The following is a 25,236-nucleotide window of genomic DNA, read 5'->3' on the forward strand; positions in this document are numbered from 1 at the left end:
GACAAATAATTACAAAATGCGTATAGAATATGACATAAAATTAGGGTTTAAGGATGTAATGTTCCGCCCTAAACGTTCTACCTTAAAGTCCCGATCAGAAGTAGATTTGGAAAGGGAGTTTATTTTTAAACATACTAAAAAAAGATGGAAAGGCGTTCCCGTTATCGCTGCTAATATGGATACTGTGGGAACTTTTGAAATGGCTGTAGAACTGGCTAAAGATAAGATCATTACAGCCATTCATAAACATTATACTCCTGAAGAATGGAGTGAGTTTTTGCAAAGCCAGCCCGAAAGTATTCACCAGTATATCGCTTTAAGTACTGGCACAGGAAAGGCAGATGAAGAAAAAATCAGACTGATCCTTGAAAAGCATCCAAAAATTGAGTTTCTCTGTATAGATGTTGCCAATGGTTATTCAGAGCATTTCGTTGAATTTGTGAAGACGGCAAGGGCTAATTTTCCTGATAAGATCATCATTGCCGGAAATGTAGTAACCGGAGAAATGGTAGAAGAACTTCTTTTGGTAGGAGCAGATATTATTAAAGTTGGCATTGGGCCTGGTTCAGTATGTACCACCCGTGTAAAAACAGGAGTGGGTTACCCTCAATTATCTGCCATTATTGAATGTTCTGATGCTGCGCATGGTTTGGGAGGTCATATCATTGCAGATGGAGGCTGTAAAGTTCCCGGAGATGTTGCCAAAGCATTTGGTGGTGGTGCTGATTTCGTAATGCTAGGCGGAATGTTTGCCGGTCACGATGAAAGTGGAGGCGAAATGATTGAAGAGAATGGTAAAAAATACCGTTCATTTTATGGTATGAGTTCGAAAACAGCGATGGATAAGCATTCCGGAGGAGTCGCTGAGTACCGTGCCTCAGAAGGAAAAACGGTAAAAGTAGCGTATAAAGGTCCGGTTGCAGACACTGTGAAGGATATTTTAGGAGGAGTACGTTCTACCTGCACTTATGTGGGAGCATCTAAGCTTAAAGAACTTTCTAAGCGAACCACATTTATTAGGGTTCAGGAACAGGAAAACCAGGTTTTTAACTGATCTTTTCTGTCACAATTTAATTTGCAAAAAAGAAATAAAAAAAGAGGCTGCACAAAATGTACAGCCTCTTTATATTTTTAAGTTAACATTCCTCCGTCAACGTTTATTGTTTGTCCGGTAATGTATGATGCCATTTCACTTCCTAAGAAAACACAAGCATTGGCTACATCAGCAGGCTGGCCTCCTTTTTTCATTGGAATTCCTTCTCTCCACTCATTAACTATTTTTTCATCTAAAATAGCCGTCATTTCCGTCTCAATGAATCCTGGAGCAATAGCGTTACATCTGATATTTCTGGATCCTAATTCTAAGGCAACAGATTTTGTAAATCCAATGACACCAGCTTTAGAAGCGGCATAGTTTGCTTGGCCTGCATGCCCTTGAATTCCTACTACAGAAGTCATATTAATGATAGATCCTGATCTTGCCTTCATCATCGGTTTAATAACCGCTTTGTAAGGTTGAAAACTGAATCTAAGTTTACTCTGATAACCTGATCCCAATCTTCTTTAGACATTCTCAATAATAAGTTATCTTTTGTAATCCCTGCATTGTTTACCAAAATATCAATTTGCCCAAACTCAGCCATTACTTCTTCAACCAATTTTTGAGCAGCATCATAATCTGACGCGTCAGACTGATATCCTTTAATTTGGGTTACAGAACTTAAAGCTGCTTCTAATTCTTTAGCTTTGTCTACAGAACCGGCATAAGTAAATGCTACTTTGCTCCCTGTTGAGCATACATTTCAGCAATACCCTTCCCGATTCCTCTTGTAGCTCCGGTAATTAGTGCTACCTTTCCTTCTAATAATTTCATATTTCTTGACGATTATTTTTTATAACTCATTCAGCTAGTGAAAGCTGACTCACTTAGTACAATAATTCTTTTTCAGAATTAAACGGTTTGCAAAGATATTATAAATTGTTATTCAACACATTGAAAACATCAAAATACTGAACTTTTTTGTAAAATTTCTATCATTTTATTAAAGTTCAGCCATCTCATTTCTAAATCTGGTGAAATATATTAAGTCTGTTTTTTTGTTTTTATTCAATTTCAAGACTTCCTTCATCCAGATATATTGATCATAAATAATTTCTGTCAGCGGCTCATTTTGAAAATTCAAAACACCATATTTACCTTCTTTCTTTACAACAATCTCATTTTCAAAGTTTTCAAAAGCAATAATATCCTCATAGGTAAAAGGAACGACTTCTTTTCCCTTTGCATCCAGAATACCATATAGATGATCATTGTTCATACAGACAAGTGGTTTTGAATACTCATTTAAAATATTAAAGTATTCCACATTCTGAGCCTTGATTTGTTTCACCCCTTTAAGCTCAGCGATAGATTTATTATGTACCGAGAAAGAATAATACTGATCTTGTCTTCGGATAATCATATTTTCAGGATAAAAACCTACAATCTGGTCACCCTCATTTAGAATATTGTTCAAATCTTTATCTAAGAGCTTTTCTTCACTCCCTTTTTTAAGATAAATAAAATCCTTTCCGGAAACTGTAAAGTTTTTAATAAAATCATATTCCTGAGGAACAATAATATTTCCCTGCAGATCTACAATTCCTGATTGATCAGACTTATCCTTGTAAACCCTGAAAAGGTTATTAGATAATGCATATAAATAATTAAAATTATTCGGATAAAGCTTCTGGTCTTTCTTGTAAAAAACGGTTGTTTTATTCTTTTTTCTAAGATAGATATATTCTTTTTTTCCAAAATATTCCGGAGTAATATCATTGTAAATTTCATCCACAAGTATATTATCTTCAGCATCAATCAATCCATACTTTCCGGTTGCTTTGTTTTGGGTAATCAAATAAGGATAGGCATTCATATCTACTACATTCTTTGAAAATTTATGCAAGGTTTGTCCATTTTTTCCAATGATCTCGCATTGATTTTCTTCATTGATAATAAGAGCCCTGTCATTTTCAAAATTGTAGTCGTCTTTAAATTCTCTGCCACTAAGTTGGTTTCCCTTAAAGTCATACAGAAACCATTTTTTATCTTTTGAAACAAAGAAGCTATCTTTTCCTGCAAATCGGATCTTGTCTGAATCTGGAATAATAAGTTTTCCGTTATAATCATAAACAACTTCTTTTCCTTGCCTAGAAGCGATAATACGTTCTTTACTCCACCAAGGTGTATTGAAGTCCTGATCTTCAAGTGGAATCAATTCATTCCCTTTTTCGTCAATAATTGCTGATTTTCTTCTGTTTCCTTCTTCAGAATAAAGAATAAACCTATTTTTAAAAATGTGGGAAATTCCGCCTCTGTAGGGAGATTCAAAAGTAATATTTCCTTTAGCATCTACAATTCCCTGCATTTTGGAAACAGGATCATACGCAATCCCGAAACCTTCAGAATACGAATTTACCTCCTTCCCTGTTTTTTTGGAAAGGAGAACCTTAGTGTATTGGTTCGTTTGCGCCATACAAACTGTAGAACACAATACAAAAATTAGTTTTTTCAATTAAAAATTAAATAGAATTATTGACAATAAGAACAATCTCTCCTTTTAAAGTTTTACTCTTGGAAAATTCAATTAATTCATTGATTGTTCCGCGCTTAGTTTCTTCAAATTTCTTTGAAATTTCACGGCTTAAACTTGCCTTGGTATGCTCCCCGAAGAATTCCTTAATCTGTTCTAAAGTAGTATTGATCTTGTGTGGACTTTCGTACAATACTATTGTTTTCTTTTCTTCAGCAAGTTGTTTTAGCTTGGTTTGTCTTCCCTTCTTTTGTGGTAAAAACCCTGCAAATAAAAATTCGTTATTCGGAAGCCCAGAAACCACCAAAGCCGGAATCAAAGCTGTTGCTCCGGGCAGGCATATCATTTCGATATCGTTATCCGCTCCTGCTTTTGCCAATAAATATCCGGGATCTGAAATTCCGGGAGTTCCCGCATCGGTAATGATGGCGATATTCTGACCGTTTTTAAGGTCTGCAATTACTTTCTCTGTTGCCTGATGTTCATTGTGTAAATGATAAGATTTTAAAGGCTTAGAGATTTCAAAATGTTTTAAAAGTATTCCGGAAGTTCTGGTATCTTCACATAAAATATAATCTACATCTTTAAGGACATTTACTGCCCTGAAAGTCATATCTTCCAGGTTCCCAACGGGTGTGGGAACAAAATATAGGATTCCGCTCAAAATTATAAGAATTTATTTTCCACCAATATCCAAAGTCGCTGGGCATATTCATCTACCTTATTCCATTTTCTTTCGTAGTAAAGGTCGCTTAGGTATTCCTTAGCTTGCTCTAGTGTTCTGAAATGGTTTAACTGTGCAACTGTATCATTCAAATCTGCCTGGCTTCCTTCAAATAACATTTTTGAAAAAGCGATTCTATCATTCAAATCTAATCTCAACTCTGGTTTAGGCTTTTCAGCTTCCATAAAGTTCGTAGGAATATTAGATTTCAGAATGCTTCCGGCATCTTCTTTTACAGGCTCAGAATGATTTTCTTTTGGAAATTCTCTTTCCAGAGGATCATCATCAAATAGGGACTGAACAGCTTTCAATCCTTTGATATTGGATAATTTTATTTTTTTCTCCTGATGATATTCGTCTAAATTTTCAAAACTTTCATCAGAAGGATGTCTTTCTGTTTCTTCGGGAAGAGGTTTATCTATTTCAACAATTTTTCTTCTGTCATATACTTCAGCCAGAATCCTCTCCGTCTCTTCTTTTTCGTCTGAATGATCATTTTTGATGTCATTCACAATATTTTCAACATTGGAAGTTTCAGAAGCCAGTTCTCCTTGTTCTAGAGAGACCGTAGAAGCTACAAACTGCTCTTCATTCTCTTCAATCAGGATCTCATCATCAAGCATTTCTGTATCGAAAATACTTGGTATTGTTTCCCTGATATTACTCTCTTGAGTATCGATTACTTCAGCAAAATCTACTTCTTTTCTATCTTCAATTTCGTCTTCAGTATCTATTTCATTCAGTTGGTTATTGAAAATAGCTTCCTCCTCAGTCACTTCATTATCAAACATATCTTCATTGATATCTTCATCAGAATCAGGATGAGCATCTGCAAGAATCTTCTCTTCATCTACGAAGCTAAGAGCAGCTTCATGAGCAATAGAATGTTCGTTTCATCAATTTCATTTAATTGATTATTGAAAATCGCTTCTTCTTCCGTCACCTCTTCAGAAACAACAGGAGTCTGAAGGTTTTCTAAAGGTCTTTCTTCATTATTTTCTGCCACAAAACTGATGATATTTTCATGAAATTCATTTTCCACAATCTCATTAACCTGATTGTTAAAAATTTCTTCTTCTTCATCAATTCCACTGATAAAATGATCATTTTCATGCTCATCAATCTCGTTCAGCTCATTATTAAAAATAGCTTCTTCTTCTGTTACCTCATTTCCGGAATCATGATGATGGTGATCTGCTTCACCAGAAACAAAAGAAATAGGAAGACCTTCTGAATGTAGAACAGGTTCTTCATCAATGAAATATTCGATATTTTTTTCCAGTAATTTCAAAAAAGAAATCCTGTTAGCAAGCTCATCTACAAGATCTTGCTTGGAAAGTAATTCGTCTATGTTATTTATTTTGTCAAGATTATCGATGATATTCTTAGCCTCAAATAAAATCTTTTCCTTTAAATCTTGGATATTTTGCATGATAAGATTCTTATTAAAATTGCTTACTTTTGATGTTGAAAATATACGGCTAATTTAACAAATGTTTTTAGAAAATACAATTAATCATTCCAAACAAAGTGGTTGGATGGAAGTGATTTGTGGCTCTATGTTTTCGGGTAAAACCGAGGAGTTGATCCGAAGATTACGTAGAGCAGAAATGGCAGGACAGAATGTGGAAATTTTTAAACCGAAACTGGACATCCGGTATTCTGAAGAGGACGTTGTTTCTCATAATCAGAATAAAATCCGCAGTACCGCAGTAGATAATCCGAATGAGATTCTTCTATTGGCATCCAATTGTGATGTAGTAGGAATAGATGAAGCCCAGTTTTTTGATGAAAGCATTGTTGAGATATCGAATCAACTGGCCAACAGCGGTATTAGAGTCGTTATTGCAGGATTAGACATGGATTTCCTGGGACGTCCATTCGGGCCGATGCCCAATTTGATGGCGACTGCAGAATATGTCACAAAAGTGCATGCTATTTGCAAGAGAACAGGTAATCTTGCCAACTATTCTATGAGAACTTCTCAAGGGGACAATCTGGTAGAATTGGGAGAAACTGAAAGCTATGAAGCCGTAAGCCGTCGTGTTTTTATTGATGAAGTGCTTTCTAAAAGGAAGTAATAAAGATAAAGGCTCGAAACCATAAAATATATTCAATTAATATAAATGAAAAACGAAAAAGCAATATTGTAAAATTTCAAAAGGAGATCTGCTTACCCAACATTGAGCTCTTCTAACCTCTTTGCAATTTTACCTTTTTGCAATTTCACATTAAAATAAAGCAGAAAGGGTACCAATGAACTATACAGTACAACAAATTGCAGAGATCACCAATGCACAGGTTATTGGAGACAAAAATTTAGTGGTTAAAAATATAGCGTATGACAGCAGGATTATCTATTCTATTAGGAATACGGCATTTATTGCTATTAACACCCATAAAAATTCTGGTGAAAAGTTCATTGAAGCCGCTATAGACAGAGGTATCAATATTATTATTTCTGAACATCAGTATCCACAGTTTGAAAATATAACTTGGATCATCGTTAAGAATTCCGTGGATTTTCTACAACGATTAGCGAAGTATCATTTCGAAAATTCTCATTTACGATCCATTGGTATCACGGGAAGTAATGGAAAAACCATTGTAAAGGAATGGTTATACCAATGTTTATGGAACGAATTCCCTACTGTAAAAAGCCCTAAGAGCTTTAATTCTCAAATTGGACTCCCCCTTTCTCTTCTTCAAATTAATGATTCTCATCAGTTGGGAATTTTTGAAGTAGGAATTTCTCATCCGGAGGAAATGGAAAAACTTGAACATATTTTCCATCCCCAGATCGGATTGCTAACTCATATTGGAAATGCTCATGCTGCCAACTTTTCTTCTGAAGAAGAATTGATTGATGAAAAGATCAAACTTTTTAAAGATTCTGAAATCATCATTTATAATGGCGACCATTCTCTGGTAGATCAAAAAATAAAAAAATTATATTCAGATAAAAAATTAATCTCTTACGGATTAAAAAAAGAAAATCAGGTTTTCATCAAAAAAAATAATAAAGATGAAAACATCATTGTTGACTATTTTGGAGAAGAAATCAGTTTTCCGGCTCATCAGAGAGACGAATCAACATTAACCAATGCTATAGCACTGATCTCCGTCCTTAAGGTATTACAGATCGAAAATCAAAAGATCGTCGAAAAAATCAACCTTTTAAAGGCCGTCGAAATGAGGCTTGAAGCCATTGAAGGAATTAAGGGTAATATTGTTATCAATGATTCTTTCAATTTGGATCTTGATTCTTTGAAAACGGCTCTTCAATTTTTAAAGGAATACAACAAACCAAAAAAATCGTTGGTCTTAACTGACATTGTAGGAGTGAATGCCAATTCTCAGGAATTGTATGAAGAAGTTTCCGAATTGGTTAATGAACAAAATTTTGATTCAGTTTTTTTAATTGGTGATGAAATTTCAAAGTTTAGTGAATTATTTAAATCTAAAACATTTACTTTCATTGATACTAAAGAACTGATAGAAAGTAAGCATCTTTCTGAAATCGAAAATCAGATTATTCTTCTCAAAGGAGCCAGAAAATTTGAAATTGAAAAACTAAAAGATATTCTGGAACTCAGAAAACATGATACCGTTTTAGAAATTAATCTGAATGCGATTCTACACAATATTAATTACCATAAATCTCTTCTGAAGCCAACCACAAAAATGATGGCCATGGTAAAAGCGAATGCATATGGTTTGGGAAGTTATGAAATATCTGAATTTTTACAGCATCATCATATCGATTATCTGGGAGTAGCATTTGCTGATGAAGGGGTTGAACTTCGTAAAAAAGGAATCACTACTCCTATTATAGTAATGAACCCTGAACAACACAGTTATCAAACCATCATAGAATATAACCTGGAACCTGAGATCTATAGTTTCAGGGTTTTGGAACTTTTCTATGAAGCTGTTCAAAAATCCGGATATGATAAAAAGTATCCTATTCATATCAAACTTGAAACCGGAATGCACCGTCTTGGATTTAAAGATTTTGAATTGGATCAGCTGAGTGAAACTTTAAGTGAAAAGAATCTCAAAGTTCAGAGTATGTTCAGTCATTTATCTTCTTCAGATATGCCTGAGGAAAGAGAATTTACAATGAATCAATTCAAGGTATTTGATAAAAACTCCAGCTATCTGATCGAAAAACTAGGCTATGCCCCTCTACGACATATTTTAAATTCTTCAGGAATCACAAGCTATATGGATCATCAATATGATATGGTAAGAATTGGTATCGGAATGCTTGGAGAATCTCCTGATTCTGAAATTCAGAAACAATTACAGTCTGTGGTAAGTTTTAAAACCGTAATTTCACAAATATCAATGGTTGAAAACGGTGAATCTGTTGGGTACAGCAGAAGGTTTAAAGCTGACCACCTTACAAAGATCGCTACCATCCCTGTTGGATATGCTGATGGTATTCCAAGACTGATCGGAAATCAGGTTGGAAGCCTTGGGGTAAACAAAACATTAGCTCCAATTGTTGGAAATATCTGTATGGATATGATGATGATTAACGTGGAAAATGTTCCCAACGTAAAGGAAGGCGATATGGTAACCGTCTTTAATGCCAAACCAAGTTTAAAAGAATTCGCAGGATACTGCAAAACGATAACCTATGAAGTATTAACATCCATTTCCCCTCGGGTGAAACGGATCTACATAAAAGATTAACTATGAGAAAGCTCCTGATTCTTCTTTTCATATTCCCATTATTATGGATCCAATCGCAGGTAAAAAAAGACCTGGTGATTCCTAAGAACCCTAAAATTGGACTATCGCTTGCCGGTGGTGGTGCTAAAGGTTTTTCACATGTAGGAGTACTTAAAGTATTAGATTCATTAGGAGTAAAAGTAGATTATATTGCCGGAACCAGTATGGGAGCCATCGTTGGTGGTCTATACGCTTCAGGATATTCTGGTAAAGAAATAGAGAAAATCGTGATGGATACGGATTTCTATTCTTTAATTATGGATCCTAAATCCAGACAGGAAGCTAGCTTTTTTAATAAGTCTGTAGATAAATATCTTTTATCCATTCCCTTAAAAAACGGGAAAATTACCCTTCCCTCTTCCATCAGTACAGGACAAAGAAATGTCTATCTTTTAAAGGAACTTTTAAAAAATGTTGCCAATATTGAAGACTTTTCTAAAATGCCTATTCCTTTTTTATGTGTTGCTACCAATCTTGAAAGCGGCAATATGCAAATCTTTGAAAAAGGAGATTTAGTACAGTCTATTATGGCCAGTTCTGCCTTTCCGTCTTTAATGGATCCTGTTAAAATTGGTGACAGTATTTATATTGATGGAGCTATGACCGTCAATTATCCCTCAAAGCCCTTAAAGGACCGTGGAATTGATATCGTTATCGGTGTGGATCTTAACCAGGATCTCTCTAAAAGAGAAGATTTAAACAACATTATATCGATTCTGAACCAGGTTATTGATTTCGGGATCAAAAGAGATACCAGAAAACAATATAAATACACCGACATTAACATTAAACCTAACCTTAAAGGAATGTCTGCTACAAGCTATGATGAGAAGAAAAAAATCCTTGATAGCGGTTATGTAGAAGGTTTAAAATATACTCAAGTACTGGATCAATTACCCAAACGTCCCTTTGACCGTCTCAGACAGCGTGTCAATCCAATATATTCCAATGTATATAAAATAGATAGCATTTCCATAGAAGGCAGTAAAATTTACGGAAAAAACTATACCCTGGGTAAAATGGGACTGCGCCTTCCCTCTCTGCAAACCTATGGGAATATCAATAAAATGGTGGATAAATTGGTTGCCACCAACAACTACAAATTTATTAATTACGACATTGTTCAGGAAAACGATGCTAATTATTTAAAGCTGTATGTTACCGAAGATGATGCCAGACATTTCTTAAGATTTGGGCTGCATTATGATGAAGTATTTAAAACAGGATTGCTTCTGAATTACTCAGCAAAGAGGCTTTTATTTAAAAATTCCAACCTTTCGGTAGACGTAATTGTGGGAGATAAATTGAGATATTATCTGAATTACTTTATTGACAATGGGTATATTCCTGGGTTTGGTATTTATTCTTCAGGGATGAGCTTTGATCTGAAAAATACAGATAATAATATTATTGATAAATGGGAATGGGTAAGAAACGAAGCCTATATACAATCTGTTTGGAAAGATAAATTCGCTATTGGTGGTGGTATAAGCCATGATTACTTTAAAGCTGAAATTAACGGTGATAACAGACGTTATGCCCGCTTTTTAAATCCTTATATATTCTTAAAGACCGATACGCAGGATGACAAAGAATTTCCAACTAAAGGAATCTATTTTGCAGCCGAAGGAAAAGTAATAGACCTTTTAAAGTCTGAAGTTGAAAAAAGGATTGTCCAGATAAAAGCAGATTTAAAGATCAATATTCCGCTAGGAAAACAATTTACTTACCGTCTTAATTTATTTGGCGGAATCACTCTTGGAGAACATCTTCCAGACTATTATCAATTCAGACTAGGCGGAATCTTTGAACAAAATGTTCTCAATTTTAAACGTTTTGGAGGATTTTATTTTGCCCAATTATATACGAATAACGTAATATTGGCATCTAATGATCTCCAGTTTAAGTTTAATAAAAACTATTTTATCAGCGGAAACTTTAGCTTTGCCAACCTTTCAAATGATATTAAATTTGAAGATGCAGTTAAAGTAAATTATAGTTCGCTTGGCATTACGGCTGGATACAAATCTCCTTTTGGGCAGATTAAAGTTAACTTTAGCCACTCATTAAAAAACAATCAAAAAGGCATATTCAGTGTTATTTTAGGACACTGGTTTTAATACAATGATACAATTCTTTTACGAAAATTTACCGGAGTCGGTAGATACAGATTACAAACAATGGCTGGAAGATTTAATTCTTTCAGAAGGAAAAAAACTAGGAGAAATCAACTACATTTTCTGTGATGATGAATATCTCTTGAAGATCAATCAGGATTATTTACAGCATGATTATTATACTGATATTATCACTTTTGATTATGTAAAAGGCAAGACAATAAGCGCTGAGATTTTCGTATCTTTGCAACGCATTTCTGATAATGCTTCTACCCTTTCCCGAGATTATGAAGATGAATTAAGAAGGGTTTTAGCCCACGGAGTTTTACACCTTATAGGCTATAAAGACAAGACGGAAGAAGAGGAAAAAGAGATGCGAAGAATGGAAGATGTGTACTTAACGAAGTATAGGGATTTGAGGAATTAAATTAAACAATCACTTAAAGTTCCATATCTAAAGTACTCAATTCTAGTAACAATATAAGTTTACCTAGAGTGCATTCTTCAAAAATGTTTCACGTGAAACATTAGTGATTAAAGTTAAGGTTTAAGCTTAAACAAGCAAGATAAAAATGATTTCAGAAATATATGATGTAATCGTAGTAGGTGCAGGACATGCAGGATGTGAAGCCGCAGCAGCGGCAGCCAACCTGGGTTCAAAAACACTACTGATTACAATGAATATGCAGACCATCGGACAGATGAGTTGCAACCCGGCAATGGGTGGAATCGCAAAAGGACAAATCGTAAGAGAGATTGACGCGATGGGTGGATACTCCGGAATCATAGCAGACAAATCTGCCATCCAATTTAAAATGCTGAATCTTTCAAAAGGTCCTGCCATGTGGTCCCCAAGAACCCAAAATGATAGAATGCTTTTTGCCGAAGAATGGCGATTAGCATTAGAGAATACTCCTAATCTTGATTTCTTTCAGGATATGGTGAAACAACTCGTTGTTGAAAATAATAAAGTAACCGGAGTTATTACTTCTTTAGGAATTGAGATTAAAGCAAAATCAGTAGTTCTTACCAACGGAACTTTTTTGAATGGATTAATACATGTTGGCGATAAACAATTAGGTGGTGGAAGAATGGGTGAACCAAGAGCATTTGGTATTACCGAACAATTAGTCACTTTAGGTTTTGAAGCCGGAAGAATGAAAACAGGTACTCCACCAAGAGTTGATGGAAGAAGTTTGGATTATTCAAAAATGGAAGAACAGAAGGGAGATGAAAATCCGCAAAAGTTCAGTTATCTTGACACTCCAAAATTAACGAAACAATTAAGTTGTCATATTGTATATACTAACGAAACGGTACACGATATTCTTCGTGAAGGTTTCGATAGAAGTCCAATGTTCAATGGAACGATTCAAAGTTTAGGTCCAAGATATTGTCCAAGTATTGAAGATAAGATCAATCGTTTTGCAGAAAGAAACAGACACCAACTTTTCGTAGAACCGGAAGGATGGAAAACGGTGGAGATTTATGTAAACGGATTCAGTTCTTCTCTTCCAGAAGATGTACAGATCAAAGCAATGAAACATATTCCAGGATTTGAAAATGTAAAAGTTTTCCGTCCAGGATACGCCATTGAATACGACTACTTCCCTCCTACCCAGTTGAAGCATACCCTGGAAACAAAATTAATTGATAATTTATATTTCGCAGGACAGATCAACGGAACTACAGGATATGAAGAAGCAGCAGGACAAGGTCTGATTGCCGGAATCAACGCACATAATAAAGTTCACGAAAAAGGAGATTTTATTCTGAACAGAGACGAAGCTTATATTGGAGTACTAATTGATGATTTGATTACAAAAGGAACTGAAGAACCTTATCGAATGTTTACTTCACGTGCAGAATACAGACTTCTACTGAGACAAGATAATGCAGATATCAGATTAACTGAGAAAGCTTATCAACTAGGATTAGCAAAAGAAGAAAGATTAAGAAAGGTAGAATTGAAAATAGCTGAAAGTCAACAACTTGAAGAGTTTTTACGTGAAACTTCTTTAAAACCAGGTGTCATTAACCCTATTCTTGAATCTATAGAAAGTAATCCTGTAGATCAGGCTTACAGAGCTGCCCAGTTTCTAACAAGACCCAATATTACTTTAGAAAAACTTGAGGCAATTGATTTTATTAAAGAAACTTCTTCTCAATACAACGATGAAGTAAGAGAACAGGCTGAAATCAATATCAAGTACAAAGGATATATTGAAAAAGAAAAGGAGAACGTAGCTAAGCTAAACCGTCTGGAAAACATTAAAATCCCAGAAGGATTTGATTATATGAACCTTTCAAGCCTTTCTGCAGAAGCTAAACAGAAGATGTCTAACGTGCGTCCTAAGACGATTGCTCAGGCAGGAAGGATAAGTGGTGTTTCTCCAGCTGATATTAACGTCTTACTGGTGTATTTAGGACGTTAAAAATAAAATGTTTCACGTGAAACATTCCTTACAATAAAAAAACAAAAATTAAGGTATTTATAAGCATTTAAAACTTATGAGTATCTTAATTTTTTAAATATAACAGATTTCGACTTCAATGAAAATAAAAGATCATTTTCTTTCACAGGAAATATTTGAAATTAAAGAAACAGAAACAAAGGGAGTATACAAAACCTCCCCTATTCCATCCAATATTTCTACATATTACGAAAGTGAAGATTACATTTCTCATCACCAGGATTCAGGAAGCCTGAAAGAAAAATTATATAAATTTCTTCAGTCTTTTAATCTGCAATACAAGAAAAATATTCTGGTAGACAGAATTAAAAAAGGATCTAAAGTATTAGATTATGGATGTGGTGCCGGAGAATTTGTAAAACATATAGAAAATGATTTTGAAACTTTCGGTTTTGAACCGGATGCAGATGCAAGAAAAGCAGCACAAGGCAAAATTAGCAAAGCGAAGATCTTGGATGATATTCAAAAAATTGAAGATAAAAGTTTAGATGCAATTACCTTATGGCATGTATTTGAACATATCGAAAACCAGGATGAGATGTTGAATATTTTCAACAATAAATTAAAAGATAAAGGCATTCTTGTTATCGCCGTACCCAACCCTACTTCTTATGATGCGAAACATTATAAAGAATACTGGGCAGCCTATGATGTACCAAGACATATCTATCATTTTTCTAAAAATGGTATGGAAAATTTGATTTCTAAAAAAACAGACTGGAAAATGAGAAAGATCAAACCTTTGGTGCTTGATTCGTATTATATCTCTATGTTGAGCGAAAAATATAAAAAATCACCACTATTCTGGCTAAAAGCGACCATCTACGGAACGATTTCGAACATAAAGGCTATTTTTTCGAACGAATTTTCAAGTTTGATATATATTATAGAAAAAAGATAGAAAATCGATTTTTGAACCATTTATGAGGTTCAATTTTCAGCATTCTAGCCTAAAAAAAATAAAAACTCAGGAAAAATCCTGAGTTTTTATTTTTTTACTCCCCTACTCCACATTTAGCAAAACAGATTTTTTAAATGAAGGAATGAGCTTTAACAAAATTCTGAAAAAATCTGAAAAAATGAACATCTTGGAAAAAGAAGCGAAATTAGCCTCAAGAAGAGTAAATATTCAATTTCAGAAAACTAATTCTCGCAAAAACATATTGTTTTAGCTCTTATTTTTAATTTACATATAAATCCTCAAGAAATAATAGTTTTTCGATTTTTTAAGCGTTTCTGGAAGTCAATTTTCCTCGTTTTACAAAAAAAATAATAGAAATTATCTTGAAGGTCATGAGTAATACAATTTAAATTTTTTAATGGAGCTCATAATTTCAAATTTTAAAAAATCAAAGTAGACTCCCCTACTCTCTCGTGTAAAATGAAAAATTTATTACTAAGGAAAAAAGTAGTTGGGAAAATCTTTCAAATTGACTTTGCTGCAGGTTATTTAAATTTGAAAAAATAATTTAATTGAATCAGCAACCTCAATCATTTCAAAAGAAATTAATTTAGGGTAACAAATTTTTATTTCCTAGCAGGGTAAAAACACGTGAAATATAAAAATTACAAATTTCTAAAAAAATATAATGTAAAAACTTTCAATTCCTTTACATTGTTAGACTGATACATTCTTATTTTACGCTATTAAAACAACATAAAACATGTTTAAATATTGATTTACAACATATTATAATCAATAATAATAAGTATGATAAAATAGAATCCTTGTAAAACAAAAATTAGCCTAAATCATAAAAGAATAAGAATAAAATAGATACATATAATTACGTTTAACATCTCATTTACAAATAAATACAATGACAATAATCAATCATGAAAATCCATAAAACAGGAATCTAGAAATAATGGATCATAACGTATAGTTGTTAATATGAGCAATTATAAATCAGATTATTAACTCCAATTTGCTTCAAAGAAATTGACTAAGCAAAATTATTTGTAACATAAGAGACTCATCATTAATTGAGTCTCAAAATGAGTTTTAAAAAAATTAGGCTATATTAAACAACTGTTCTTTCTATGCTCATTCAAAAAATTTAATAGAAATAATAAACTCTATAGATTTTTCCTTAAAATAAATTCCGAGATAATGATCTGAGAAAATCACTAAACCAATGATCAAAGAAAAATTAGTATAGATCTTCTATCCACATGATATCGATTGTATTCTAACCCGAAATTTCAAAACTTATATTTCTTCTGTAAGTAACCAAGTGTTTCTTTTAAATTGTAAGAAAAGAAGAACTCCTGTTCCTTATATTTTCAGTCCGTAAAATGAAATATAAACCATATATCTGTACCAAAAATCTTTCCTTAGCTGTTCTAAAAAATAAGATAAAAAGTAGTTTTCACCTACTGAAACCTATCCTTTATTGATATATCAAAATTATAAAATTCAAACAAAATACTTCATTATCGATGGATAAAAACACATGATTAAATCTTAATAATTCTCTTTTGTTTTAAGATTTATTGTATCATATTTTCCTTTATTTATCGGCAAAAAAACGTAACTCTCACTAAATCAAAACACCTTATTTAAATATAACCTTAGGTTATATCTAAAAGTTATAAAACCCTTCATCAATTCAGGATTTCTCAATGAAAATTCAGACATAAAAAAGCCTGCTAATAATATTAGCAGGCTTTGAAATATTGAAATTTATTCTCTATTAATTATTGATAGCAGCTACTCCGGGAAGCTCAAGTCCTTCAAGGCTTTCAAGCATTGCACCACCTCCTGTAGAAACATAACTTACTTTATCAGCATATCCGAATTGCTTAACGAATGCTACACTATCTCCACCTCCTACTAGAGAGAAAGCTCCCAATCTTGTAGCTTCAGCAATACTATCTCCAAGCGCAATAGTTCCTCCAGCAAAATGTGACATTTCAAAAACCCCAATAGGACCATTCCAAAGAATTGTTCTTGAGTTTAATAATACATCATTAAATTGATCCCTTGATTTATGACCTGCATCTAATCCCATCCATCCTTCAGGAATAGCATAGATATCTACCTCTTTTCTTTCCACATCATTACTAAAACTTTCAGCGATGATTGCATCAGATGGAAGGTATACTTTTACTTTATGCTCTTTAGCTTTTCCTAAAATTTCTAAAGCAAGAGGAAGCTTATCATCTTCAACTAATGAAGTTCCGATTTTCCCTCCTAACGCTTTAATAAATGTGAAAGCCATTCCACCCCCGATAATCAAATTATCAATTGCAGGAAGAATATTTTCTATAATAGTAATTTTAGTTGAAACTTTAGATCCACCCAAAATTGCAGTAATTGGTTTTTCCCCACTTTTCAAAACTTTATCGATAGCCTGAAGCTCCTTAGCCATTAGTAAACCGAAAAATTTAGTTTCTGAAAAGAATTTTGCAATAACAGCTGTAGAAGCATGAGCTCTGTGTGCTGTTCCGAAAGCATCATTTACATAAGTATCTCCTAGTTTAGAAAGTTTTTCAGCGAAAGCTTCATCTCCCTTTTCTTCTTCATTGTGAAAACGAACATTCTCCAATAATAGAATTTCTCCCGGCTTCAAATCAGCAGCAGCCTGTTCAGCTTTCTCCCCAATACACTCATCAACGAATTTCACTTCCTGTCCAAGAACATTGGAAACTTCACCAAGAATATGTTTTAGAGAAAATTCATCCTTCACTTCTCCTTTTGGTCTTCCAAGGTGTGTCATCAAAATAACAGAACCACCATCCTGAAGGATTTTTTCAACGGTTGGTTTCACCGCAACAATTCTGGTATTGTCAGTCACATTCAACTGATCATCTTGTGGAACATTGAAGTCAACTCTTACAAGAGCTTTCTTATCTTTAAAATTGAAGTCGTTAATTGTTTTCATTTTTATATTTAGATTTATTTTTTCTCGGGCTTCAGGTAATTGTCCTCTTCAGGCCAGGTTACATCGCAGCAAATTTCGGCAGGGACAATTCCGTCAACTTCTTTGATTTTTCGTTTCACAAATGTAAGGTTTTAAACTTTTTCAACAGATTGATCGAAATAAAAGTTTTCAAAAACTTTCCCCGAACCCAATCACTCAATAATCAACATTTCTTTCTCTCTTTTAAAAAAATATAAAGCTGTTGTTGTTATGTATTGTTAGTAACGGGGATAAGTTTTAGGCATAAAGTTCATAATACTCAACTGGTAGGCAATTCATAAATAATTCACAATATAAATCTCTGTAAACCTGCATATTCACACACTTATTCACAATTGTTGATAACTTTGTCAATACTCCATTATTAGTTATTTTATTATGGAGAAACCTGGGGATAGCTTGAGAAAAGATCTGGAAAGTTGTGGGAAAAACTTTAGGAAAGATTTTCTATTACGAAATAAATTCATGTTTGAAAATAGAAAGTTGAAAAAAGTTTTCCACACTTATTAACATACCTTTTCACAATTAACTCACGGTTTACTAACACGAATTGTTATTATTCTTACCTTTGTAAGGAAATAAAATCTAAAAAAGCTTAATAAGAGTATTATGAAAAGAAAAATTGCTATCGCAGCGGACCATGCAGGCTATGAATATAAGGAGATTGTTAAGAACTACCTTTCAGAAAAGTTTGAGGTTCAGGATTTTGGAACGTTTTCCACAAACAGTGTGGATTATCCAGACTTTGTCCACCCTGCTGCAACCTCTGTGGAAAACGGAGAAAATGAGCTAGGAATTTTGATCTGTGGAAGCGGAAATGGGGTTCAGATTACTGCGAACAAGCATCAGAAAATCAGATGTGCACTTTGCTGGATGCCGGAGATTGCTACACTGGCAAGACTACATAATGATGCGAATATGATTTCTATGCCGGCAAGGTTTATATCAAAGGAACTGGCGATTGAAATTGTAGACAAATTCTTTCTACAGACTTTGAAGGTGGGAGACACCAGAACAGAGTTGATAAGATTGCTGTTTGCTAAATATACTAAGGCCTGTAATTTGATTGCAGGCCTTATTTATTTTTTATTTGTACATTTGCAGTGTTCAATAGAAATTAAATTCTATACTTCTCCTGAACCTTTATAATATTTAAAAGATATTTTATAAAAGGTTTTTCTCTTTTCTTCTCCAAATTTGTATTAAATTTATACAAAACTAAAGCTTCCGTTATAAAGTAGATTTTAGAAAAATAAGATTAAATTAAACATTAAGGTTTAATAAAAATAAAAGTATCTGCAGTATTTTTTTAATGATAAACTGTTTTAAAATAACAGAAACAAAAGATCATAATGCCTGAAAAAATACTAAAAGAATTTTATAAAAAATATATATAATAATATAGAAGAGATTCAAAGTCCTAAGAAAGATTTTATAGCTTTGTCTATTAAAGTGAATGAAAATATAAAAGGATTTTTGATAAATAATTAAAGACTATTATTTTGAATTGAAGAATTTCTGAATGAAAGAAATTTTGTTTTCAGAAGATAGCAACTTAAGTAATTAAAAAGAAAATTAAAATGCCAAAAAAAAGAAAATATATAAGTCATAAAAATGATTTGAAAATGATGGAAATCGGAAGATTGATCCTTCGTTTCATGAATGCAAATTCGTCAAAAATATATAATTATAAGCAGATCGCTGACGGAATAGATTATAAAAATCCAAGACAAAGAGAACTTGTTATCCAGGCGCTGCATAAACTTCAGGGATCTGAAAAGATCAAAGAAGTAGAAAAAGGAAAATATATTGTAAACCTGAAAATTGCCGGAACACTAACCGGAATTATCGATTTCAACCAAAGCGGTAATGCCTATGTAAATGTAGAAGGAATAGAAGATGATGTCTTCATACATGCTAAAAATGTAAAGGATGCTTTGCAGGGAGATAAGGTTCTTATTATAACTTATCATTATAAAGGAAAGAAATTGGAAGGCTCCGTTTTGGAGGTTTTAGAGAGAAACAGAACAGAGTTCGTAGGTACCTTCCAGAAGGTGGCACACAAGGATTTTGGATTTGTAGTTTGTGATAAAAAATCAATCAATACAGACATCTTCATTCCAAAGGCTAAATTCAATAATGTAGAGGATGGTGATAAGGTGATTGTAAAGATGACAGAATGGAGACCTGGTGACAAAAATCCTGAAGGGGAAATCATCCAGGTATTAGGTGCTCCTGGTGAACACGAAACGGAGATCCACTCTATTCTTGCTGAATATGGTTTGCCTTACGAATTCCCTCAAGAAGTAGAATTGGATGCTGATAAAATCGACAGAAGCATTACCGATGAGGAAGTGGCAAAACGTTGGGATATGCGTAATATCTGTACATTTACTATTGACCCTAAGGATGCGAAAGATTTTGATGACGCTTTATCCTTCAGAAAACTGGAAAACGGAAACTGGGAAATTGGAGTTCACATTGCCGATGTATCCCATTATGTAGTTCCGGGGACAATGCTTGATGATGAAGCCTATCAGAGAGCAACTTCCGTTTATTTAGTAGACAGAGTGGTACCAATGCTTCCGGAAGTATTGAGTAATGACGTATGTTCTCTTCGTCCTCATGAAGATAAATATACATTTTCAGCGGTTTTTGAATTGAACGATCAGGCTGAAATCCAGAAGCAGTGGTTTGGAAGAACAGTAATTCATTCAGACAGAAGATTTACCTATGAAGAAGCGCAGGAACGTATCGAAACAGGTCAGGGAGATTTGTCTGAAGAGATCAATGTTCTTGACAGGCTTGCTAAGATTATGCGTAATGACCGTATCAGAAAAGGAGCCATTACATTTGACAGAAGCGAAGTAAGATTCAACCTGGATGAAAATAATCAGCCAATCGGAGTTTATTTTAAAATCAGTAAAGATTCCAATCACCTGATTGAAGAATTCATGCTTCTAGCCAACAAAAAGGTATCTGAGTTTGTTTCTTTAACAAAAAAAGGAGAAATTACCAATAATACATTCATCTACAGGGTTCACGACGATCCGGATCCTGCTAAACTGGAATCATTAAGAGATTTTGTTTCTACATTCGGATACAAAATGGACTTGGCCAATACCAAAAAAGTTGCAGAATCTTTGAATAAACTTTTACACGATGTAAAAGGGAAAGGAGAAGAAAATATGATTGAAACCCTTGCCATGAGAAGTATGAGTAAGGCGGTATATTCAACAGAACCTATAGGACACTACGGACTAGGATTTGCATATTATACCCACTTCACCTCTCCTATTCGTCGTTATCCCGATTTGATTGCACACCGTCTTCTTCAGCATTATCTGGATGGAGGAAAATCTCCAAGCAAGCAAGAACTGGAAGAAAAATCTAAGCACTGCAGTTCAATGGAAAGATTAGCTGCTGATGCAGAAAGAGATTCTATCAAGTATATGCAGGTGAAATTCATGGAAAAACATCTTGGTGAAACATTCACAGGAGTTATTTCCGGAGTAGCTGAATTCGGATTCTGGGTAGAGATTCCTGAAAACGGAGCTGAAGGTCTTATTAAATTAAGAGATTTAGTAGACGATTCTTATATGTATGATGCGAAAACACATGCCGTATATGGAGTAAGACACGGAAATAAATACCAATTGGGAGACCAGGTTCAGATTAAAGTAGTAAAAGCGAATCTGATCCAAAAACAATTGGACTTTAAGATTGTTTAATATAATCAAGAATCAAAAAAATAACAATAAAAAGAGGTTGTTCCTAAGCAGGAATAACCTCTTTATTTTTCTAGGATTTCACAAAAAATGTTGTTATAAATTATATTTATTTGTCCATATTACAAGAACTTCCCTTCTCTCCTCTTCCCGCTTTCTTTCTGAAAACGATGTCCCAAATAGCAGGTAAAATAAAAGTTGATATATAACATCTTTATTGAATAATTAAATCATAAAGTATAACTTTGTATAAAACGAAATGAAATATTTTTCATTTTAAAACACCACTTAATGCTTGAACTTGTACTATCTGCTATCATTTTAGGATTCATGTTGAGTCTGGTTTTTATAGGACCCATATTTTTCCTGTTAATAGAAACCAGTTTCTCCAGAGGCCCGAAGCATGCCTTATCATTGGATCTTGGCGTTATCACTGCAGATTTATTGTGTATTGTAGCAGCTTATTATGCCAGTGCAGACATTGTTACCTTAATTGATAAACATCCGGGTTTCTACAGGATTACTTCCATTCTGATTTTTATTTATGGAATTGTTATGCTGGTAACGAAAACCAAGATGCACATGCCCGGTGAAGAGAAGATCATTGGTCAAAACTATATTAAGACCTTTTTCAATGGTTTTTTCTTTAATCTTTTAAATGTTGGAGTCATTCTATTCTGGCTGGTAACGGTAATTTCCGTAAGGAATCAATATCCGGACACCAGCAGTTTTATTTTATACATAAGCATTGTGATAGGAACTTATCTAGGTATCGACCTTGCCAAGATATTTTTGGCTAAGCAGTTTCACGATAAACTTACCCAAAAACTGGCCAATAGAATCAGAAGAGTTGTAGGAGTAATTCTTATATTTTTCAGTTTCTTTATCTTCCTGCAGAGTTTTAAAAAGTTCAATCAGTTTGACAGACAACTGGAAGAAGCCGAGAAAAAAGAAGTAAAATATCAAAAAACAAAATGAAAAAAATAATCTTTCCAAAAGCTCTTAAAAAAGGAGCCAAAATAGCTGTTATTTCCCCTGCCGGAGCCGTAGATGCCTCCCAACTGGAAAAGGGAATAAAATTAATTAAGAGTAAAGGGTTTGAACCTGTTTTAGGAGAACACCTTTATACTAAGTTTTCAAACGGATATAATTATGCCGGAACAGAAAAGGAAAGAATAAAAGATATCAATTGGGCTTTAAATGATAAAGAAGTCGGAGCCATCTGGGCTTCCAGAGGCGGTTATGGCTGCCAGCATCTGATTCAACATTTAAAGTTGAAAAATTTCACAGAAAATCCGAAATGGTATATCGGCTATTCCGATAATACAGTTATACAAAGCTATCTTTTGAAAAAAGGTTTTGCATCCATCCACGGGCAGACCATCAAAACATCAAGCTTTGGGGTTACCGATGAAAGCTATGATCTGATCTTCGATATTTTAAAAGGGAAAACGCCTAAATATAGCTTAAAATCTCACCCATTAAACAAAAAAGGGAATATTGAAGGAGAATTGATTGGAGGGAATTTAGCCCTTATCTATGCCCTTCTGGGAACTAAATATTCTTTTGACTTTAAGGATAAAATTTTATTCATTGAAGATATCGGTGAAAATTTCTATGCGCTGGATCGAATGATAATGAGCTTGGAACTGGCAGGAGTTTTCAATAAGATTAAAGGACTTATCGTAGGTGGGATGACCAATATGGGTGATGAAAAGGACAATAAAGACTATGAATCCAGCTTTGATAAATTTGCCTATACAATGATCTCAGAAAGAATTTCAAAATATAAATTCCCTGTTGTATTTGGTTTTCCAAACGGACATATCAAAGACAACCGACCTCTTTTAATTGGAGGGACGGCCAAGGTGAAGATTGAGTCTAAAGTGAAGATCGAGTTTTAAAGATCCCCTTCTCTCCTACTCTTATATACCAAAAACTGGTTATGGCTAATCACAACGACTTTGGAAAAATAGCAGAAGATCTGGCAGCCGATTATCTTCAGAATAACGGGTATAAAGTTCTGGTCAGAAACTTCAGGTTTCAGAAGGCAGAGATTGATATCATAGCTGAAAAAGATAAGTTCATTATTATTGTTGAAGTAAAGGCTAGATCTACAGATGCCTTTATGTTGCCTCAGGAAGCGGTGACTAAAACAAAGATCAGATCCATTGTATCTGCGGCCAACCATTATATGGAGGAATTCAATAAGCAGAATGAAGTGAGATTCGATATCATTTCTGTTTTACCTGATGAAAATAGAAATTTAACAATTGACCACATAAGCGACGCTTTTCAGGCGTTTGACGCCAACTAATCAAATAAAAATAAATAATGTATCAGTTTAGTAATACAACAGTGTAATAATAAAGATCAGGCATTGAAAAATTGTTAGGCTGATACATTGCTACATTACAATAATAATCAGTTTTATGAAAACAATATTAATCACCGGAGCGACTTCCGGTATCGGTAAATCCACTGCTGAGCTTCTAGCGAAACAGGGAAACAGAATCATCATTTGTGGAAGAAGAGATGAAGTACTGAAATCTTTAAAGGAAGAATTATCTCAATTTACCGAAATGTTTAGTTTAATGTTTGATGTAAGGAATCTTGAAGAGGTAGAAACAGCAATTAATTCGCTTCCTGAAGAATGGAAAGATATTGACGTTCTGATTAATAATGCTGGAAATGCTCACGGCCTTGATCCCCTTTCATCGGGAAAGACTGATGACTGGGATTCTATGATTGATGGGAATGTAAAAGGACTGCTCTATGTTTCCAAAATGATCATTCCTGGCATGAAAACTAAAAATTTAGGTCATATTATAAACATTAGTTCTGTGGCAGCAAGGCAAACCTATGCCAATGGAGTAGTGTACTGTGCTACTAAAAAAGCAGTAGATGTTATTTCTGAAGGAATGAGACTGGAGCTTACTGAATTTGGTATCAAAGTAACCAATATTCAACCCGGAGCTGTAGAGACAGATTTTTCATTGGTAAGATTTAAAGGTGACAGTGAAAAGGCATCAACGGTATATGCGGGATATGAGCCTTTAAAAGCAGAAGATATTGCAGATGCCATTGCTTATTGTGTAAATGCTCCAAAGCACGTTACTATTGCTGATATGTGCATCTATCCAAGTGCTCAGGCTGAACCAAGAACGATCTATAGAAAATAGTCTCAAAATAAAGGCTTAAATTTGTAAAAAATTGTAAAGCAATTTTGCTTTTCCGCAACGTTGTTATTTTAGCTTAAAACAGGAAAATGAAAATTCTATATCTTGAAACATCGTCTAAAAACTGCTCAGTAGCTGTATCCGATAATGAAAAGCTTCTATGTTTATGTGAGGAAGTTTCTGAAAACTACAAACAGTCTGAAAGTCTCCATACTTTTGTTGAGTGGGCTTTAGAAGGAGCAGGAATATCATTGAAAGACATTGAAGCAGTTTCCTTAGGAAAAGGACCGGGTTCTTATACAGGATTAAGAATTGGAGCCGCCTCTGCAAAAGGATTCTGTTATGGATTAAAAGTTCCATTTATTGCCGTTAATTCTCTTGAAAGTATGATAGAGCCTTTTTTAGGGCAGAACTACGAATTTATAGTGCCATTGATCGATGCAAGGAGAATGGAGGTTTATACAGCCGTTTATGACGGTTCTACAGGAACAGAAATTTCTGCAACCGAGGCGAAGATTCTGGATGAAACTTCTTTTGAAGAATTCAGAGATAAAAAAATAATCTTTGTGGGGGATGGTGCTACAAAGGCAAAAGATATTTTAAATCTTCCTAATGCAGAGTTCAGAGAAGATATTTATCCATCTGCTCAGTACCTGATTACAAAAACCCTAGAGAAGATAGAAAATAAAGAATTTGAAGATATGGCTTATTTTGAGCCATTTTATCTTAAAGATTTTCATGGAGTAAAGAAAAAGGGTTCATAGGAACCTTTATCC

At 33.9% G+C, this 25,236-nt stretch carries 18 protein-coding genes and 2 pseudogenes; 14 read left to right on the forward strand and 6 right to left on the reverse strand.

Annotation, left to right across the window (positions count from 1 at the left end; all coding sequences use genetic code 11):
- Positions 1 to 16 precede the first annotated feature (16 nt).
- On the forward strand, positions 17 to 1,054 hold the full coding sequence (locus QWZ06_RS26760) for a GMP reductase (protein WP_290302190.1): 1,038 nt from the start codon (positions 17 to 19) through the stop codon (positions 1,052 to 1,054).
- 77 nt (positions 1,055 to 1,131) lie between these two features.
- Here QWZ06_RS26760 and fabG read toward each other — a convergent pair.
- The 5 genes and pseudogenes from fabG to QWZ06_RS26785 all read right to left on the reverse strand — a co-directional run bounded on the left by fabG (position 1,132) and on the right by QWZ06_RS26785 (position 5,728).
- Positions 1,132 to 1,873 (reverse strand): annotated as a pseudogene (gene fabG, locus QWZ06_RS26765) (3-oxoacyl-[acyl-carrier-protein] reductase).
- A gap of 169 nt (positions 1,874 to 2,042) precedes the next feature.
- On the reverse strand, positions 2,043 to 3,554 hold the full coding sequence (locus tag QWZ06_RS26770; RefSeq protein ID WP_290302191.1) for a WG repeat-containing protein: 1,512 nt from the start codon (positions 3,552 to 3,554) through the stop codon (positions 2,043 to 2,045).
- Between the two features lie 7 nt (positions 3,555 to 3,561).
- Positions 3,562 to 4,236, reverse strand: coding sequence for a 16S rRNA (cytidine(1402)-2'-O)-methyltransferase (gene rsmI / locus QWZ06_RS26775; RefSeq protein WP_290302192.1), 675 nt, complete (start codon positions 4,234 to 4,236; stop codon positions 3,562 to 3,564).
- Between the two features lie 2 nt (positions 4,237 to 4,238).
- Positions 4,239 to 5,087 (reverse strand): DUF8457 domain-containing protein, encoded by an 849-nt coding sequence (locus QWZ06_RS26780; RefSeq protein ID WP_290302193.1) that lies wholly within the window; start codon positions 5,085 to 5,087, stop codon positions 4,239 to 4,241.
- A 59-nt stretch (positions 5,088 to 5,146) separates the two neighbouring features.
- Positions 5,147 to 5,728 carry a hypothetical protein gene (locus tag QWZ06_RS26785; protein ID WP_290302194.1) on the reverse strand — a complete coding sequence of 194 codons (582 nt, stop codon included), beginning with the start codon at positions 5,726 to 5,728 and terminating at the stop codon, positions 5,147 to 5,149.
- A 61-nt stretch (positions 5,729 to 5,789) separates the two neighbouring features.
- Here QWZ06_RS26785 and QWZ06_RS26790 point away from each other — a divergent pair, with 61 nt between their 5' ends.
- The 6 genes from QWZ06_RS26790 to QWZ06_RS26815 all read left to right on the forward strand — a co-directional run bounded on the left by QWZ06_RS26790 (position 5,790) and on the right by QWZ06_RS26815 (position 14,528).
- Positions 5,790 to 6,377, forward strand: coding sequence for a thymidine kinase (locus QWZ06_RS26790; RefSeq protein WP_123858407.1), 588 nt, complete (start codon positions 5,790 to 5,792; stop codon positions 6,375 to 6,377).
- A 175-nt stretch (positions 6,378 to 6,552) separates the two neighbouring features.
- Positions 6,553 to 8,997, forward strand: a complete 2,445-nt coding sequence (locus tag QWZ06_RS26795) for a bifunctional UDP-N-acetylmuramoyl-tripeptide:D-alanyl-D-alanine ligase/alanine racemase (RefSeq protein ID WP_290302195.1) — start codon at positions 6,553 to 6,555, stop codon at positions 8,995 to 8,997.
- 2 nt (positions 8,998 to 8,999) lie between these two features.
- The gene (locus tag QWZ06_RS26800) at positions 9,000 to 11,156 is read left to right on the forward strand and encodes a patatin-like phospholipase family protein (RefSeq protein ID WP_290302196.1); all 2,157 of its coding nucleotides are present in this window, start codon (positions 9,000 to 9,002) and stop codon (positions 11,154 to 11,156) included.
- 4 nt (positions 11,157 to 11,160) lie between these two features.
- Entirely contained in the window at positions 11,161 to 11,580 is a 420-nt protein-coding gene (gene ybeY / locus QWZ06_RS26805) for an rRNA maturation RNase YbeY (RefSeq protein WP_290302197.1), read from the forward strand.
- A gap of 145 nt (positions 11,581 to 11,725) precedes the next feature.
- Positions 11,726 to 13,588 carry a tRNA uridine-5-carboxymethylaminomethyl(34) synthesis enzyme MnmG gene (mnmG, locus tag QWZ06_RS26810; RefSeq protein WP_290302198.1) on the forward strand — a complete coding sequence of 621 codons (1,863 nt, stop codon included), beginning with the start codon at positions 11,726 to 11,728 and terminating at the stop codon, positions 13,586 to 13,588.
- Between the two features lie 118 nt (positions 13,589 to 13,706).
- The gene (locus QWZ06_RS26815) at positions 13,707 to 14,528 is read left to right on the forward strand and encodes a class I SAM-dependent methyltransferase (RefSeq protein WP_290302199.1); all 822 of its coding nucleotides are present in this window, start codon (positions 13,707 to 13,709) and stop codon (positions 14,526 to 14,528) included.
- Between the two features lie 1,795 nt (positions 14,529 to 16,323).
- On the opposite strand, the gene QWZ06_RS26820 is transcribed toward QWZ06_RS26815, so the two are convergent.
- A complete protein-coding gene (locus tag QWZ06_RS26820) occupies positions 16,324 to 17,514 on the reverse strand; it encodes a phosphoglycerate kinase (protein ID WP_290302200.1) in 1,191 nt (396 codons plus the stop codon).
- Positions 17,515 to 18,162: 648 nt separating this feature from the next.
- On the opposite strand from QWZ06_RS26820, the pseudogene rpiB reads away from it, so the two are divergent.
- The 7 genes and pseudogenes from rpiB to tsaB all read left to right on the forward strand — a co-directional run bounded on the left by rpiB (position 18,163) and on the right by tsaB (position 25,224).
- Positions 18,163 to 18,596: pseudogene (rpiB, locus tag QWZ06_RS26825) on the forward strand (ribose 5-phosphate isomerase B).
- A 537-nt stretch (positions 18,597 to 19,133) separates the two neighbouring features.
- The gene (rnr, locus tag QWZ06_RS26830; protein ID WP_290302201.1) at positions 19,134 to 21,284 is read left to right on the forward strand and encodes a ribonuclease R; all 2,151 of its coding nucleotides are present in this window, start codon (positions 19,134 to 19,136) and stop codon (positions 21,282 to 21,284) included.
- 288 nt (positions 21,285 to 21,572) lie between these two features.
- Positions 21,573 to 22,259, forward strand: a complete 687-nt coding sequence (locus QWZ06_RS26835) for a LysE family translocator (RefSeq protein WP_290302202.1) — start codon at positions 21,573 to 21,575, stop codon at positions 22,257 to 22,259.
- Complete coding sequence (locus QWZ06_RS26840) at positions 22,256 to 23,185, forward strand: S66 peptidase family protein (protein WP_290302203.1); 930 nt, start codon at positions 22,256 to 22,258, stop codon at positions 23,183 to 23,185. Before QWZ06_RS26835 ends, QWZ06_RS26840 begins: the two co-directional genes overlap by 4 nt.
- Positions 23,186 to 23,226: 41 nt before the next feature.
- On the forward strand, positions 23,227 to 23,598 hold the full coding sequence (locus tag QWZ06_RS26845; RefSeq protein ID WP_290302204.1) for a YraN family protein: 372 nt from the start codon (positions 23,227 to 23,229) through the stop codon (positions 23,596 to 23,598).
- Positions 23,599 to 23,713: 115 nt separating this feature from the next.
- Complete coding sequence (locus QWZ06_RS26850) at positions 23,714 to 24,463, forward strand: SDR family NAD(P)-dependent oxidoreductase (RefSeq protein WP_290302205.1); 750 nt, start codon at positions 23,714 to 23,716, stop codon at positions 24,461 to 24,463.
- Positions 24,464 to 24,549: 86 nt separating this feature from the next.
- The gene (tsaB, locus tag QWZ06_RS26855; protein WP_290302206.1) at positions 24,550 to 25,224 is read left to right on the forward strand and encodes a tRNA (adenosine(37)-N6)-threonylcarbamoyltransferase complex dimerization subunit type 1 TsaB; all 675 of its coding nucleotides are present in this window, start codon (positions 24,550 to 24,552) and stop codon (positions 25,222 to 25,224) included.
- The last annotated feature ends 12 nt before the right edge of the window (positions 25,225 to 25,236 follow it).

This window comes from Chryseobacterium tructae (genome assembly GCF_030409875.1).
Lineage (GTDB): Bacteria > Bacteroidota > Bacteroidia > Flavobacteriales > Weeksellaceae > Chryseobacterium > Chryseobacterium tructae.

Coding starts and splice junctions, on each gene's coding strand:
- rnr (WP_290302201.1), top strand. CDS start 19,134: ATGCCAAAAAAAAGAAAATATATAAGTCATAAAAATGATTTGAAAATG.
- QWZ06_RS26815 (WP_290302199.1), top strand. CDS start 13,707: ATGAAAATAAAAGATCATTTTCTTTCACAGGAAATATTTGAAATTAAA.
- ybeY (WP_290302197.1), top strand. CDS start 11,161: ATGATACAATTCTTTTACGAAAATTTACCGGAGTCGGTAGATACAGAT.
- QWZ06_RS26795 (WP_290302195.1), top strand. CDS start 6,553: ATGAACTATACAGTACAACAAATTGCAGAGATCACCAATGCACAGGTT.
- QWZ06_RS26850 (WP_290302205.1), top strand. CDS start 23,714: ATGAAAACAATATTAATCACCGGAGCGACTTCCGGTATCGGTAAATCC.
- QWZ06_RS26800 (WP_290302196.1), top strand. CDS start 9,000: ATGAGAAAGCTCCTGATTCTTCTTTTCATATTCCCATTATTATGGATC.
- QWZ06_RS26790 (WP_123858407.1), top strand. CDS start 5,790: ATGTTTTTAGAAAATACAATTAATCATTCCAAACAAAGTGGTTGGATG.
- QWZ06_RS26845 (WP_290302204.1), top strand. CDS start 23,227: ATGGCTAATCACAACGACTTTGGAAAAATAGCAGAAGATCTGGCAGCC.
- QWZ06_RS26820 (WP_290302200.1), bottom strand. CDS start 17,514: ATGAAAACAATTAACGACTTCAATTTTAAAGATAAGAAAGCTCTTGTA.
- QWZ06_RS26840 (WP_290302203.1), top strand. CDS start 22,256: ATGAAAAAAATAATCTTTCCAAAAGCTCTTAAAAAAGGAGCCAAAATA.
- QWZ06_RS26760 (WP_290302190.1), top strand. CDS start 17: ATGCGTATAGAATATGACATAAAATTAGGGTTTAAGGATGTAATGTTC.
- tsaB (WP_290302206.1), top strand. CDS start 24,550: ATGAAAATTCTATATCTTGAAACATCGTCTAAAAACTGCTCAGTAGCT.
- QWZ06_RS26785 (WP_290302194.1), bottom strand. CDS start 5,728: ATGCAAAATATCCAAGATTTAAAGGAAAAGATTTTATTTGAGGCTAAG.
- QWZ06_RS26835 (WP_290302202.1), top strand. CDS start 21,573: ATGCTTGAACTTGTACTATCTGCTATCATTTTAGGATTCATGTTGAGT.
- mnmG (WP_290302198.1), top strand. CDS start 11,726: ATGATTTCAGAAATATATGATGTAATCGTAGTAGGTGCAGGACATGCA.
- QWZ06_RS26780 (WP_290302193.1), bottom strand. CDS start 5,087: ATGTTTGATAATGAAGTGACTGAGGAGGAAGCTATTTTCAATAACCAA.